Source organism: Streptosporangium sp. NPDC001559 (assembly GCF_042893955.1).
In the GTDB taxonomy this organism is placed as follows: Bacteria; Actinomycetota; Actinomycetes; order Streptosporangiales; family Streptosporangiaceae; genus Streptosporangium.
This window is the reverse complement of record NZ_JBIAVG010000054.1, coordinates 1-1,029: the sequence shown is the minus strand read 5'-3', so window position 1 is coordinate 1,029 and position 1,029 is coordinate 1. Positions and strand designations below refer to the sequence as shown.

Annotated in this window: 1 rRNA gene; it reads right to left on the bottom strand. The window is 56.6% G+C overall.

Annotated elements, in window-relative coordinates:
• Nucleotides 1-8: 8 nt before the first annotated feature.
• Nucleotides 9-1,029: ribosomal RNA gene (locus tag ACFYY8_RS42130) — 23S ribosomal RNA — on the bottom strand; the annotation flags it as partial.

Sequence of the window (1,029 nt, the reverse complement as noted above, 5' to 3'; positions counted from 1 at the left end):
AAAACCTTGAGGTCAAGTCCTCGGCCTATTAGTACCGGTCAGCTCCACACGTTACCGCGCTTCCACACCCGGCCTATCAACCCAATCGTCCATTGGGGGCCTTACCCTCTCACAAGGTGGGAGACCTCATCTCAAGGCGAGCTTCCCGCTTAGATGCTTTCAGCGGTTATCCCTCCCGAACGTAGCCAACCAGCCATGCTCCTGGCGGAACAACTGGCACACCAGAGGTTCGTCCGTCCCGGTCCTCTCGTACTAGGGACAGCCCCTTTCAAGTCTCCTGCGCGCGCAGCGGATAGGGACCGAACTGTCTCGCGACGTTCTAAACCCAGCTCGCGTACCGCTTTAATGGGCGAACAGCCCAACCCTTGGGACCTACTCCAGCCCCAGGATGCGACGAGCCGACATCGAGGTGCCAAACCATCCCGTCGATATGGACTCTTGGGGAAGATCAGCCTGTTATCCCCGGGGTACCTTTTAGCCGTTGAGCGACGGCGCTTCCACAAGCCACCGCCGGATCACTAGTCCCAGCTTTCGCTCCTGCTCGACCCGTCGGTCTCACAGTCAAGCTCCCTTGTGCACTTACACTCAACACCTGATTACCAACCAGGCTGAGGGAACCTTTGGGCGCCTCCGTTACCCTTTAGGAGGCAACCGCCCCAGTTAAACTACCCACCAGACACTGTCCCTGATCCGGATCACGGACCCAGGTTAGACATCCAAAACGACCAGAGTGGTATTTCACCAATGACTCCACACCAACTAGCGTCGATGCTTCACCGTCTCCCACCTATCCTACACAAACCGTTCCAAACACCAATGTCAAGCTATAGTGAAGGTCCCGGGGTCTTTCCGTCCTGCTGCGCGTAACGAGCATCTTTACTCGTAGTGCAATTTCGCCGGGTCTGCGGTTGAGACAGCGGGGAAGTCGTTACGCCATTCGTGCAGGTCGGAACTTACCCGACAAGGAATTTCGCTACCTTAGGATGGTTATAGTTACCACCGCCGTTTACTGGCGCTTAAGTTCTCAGC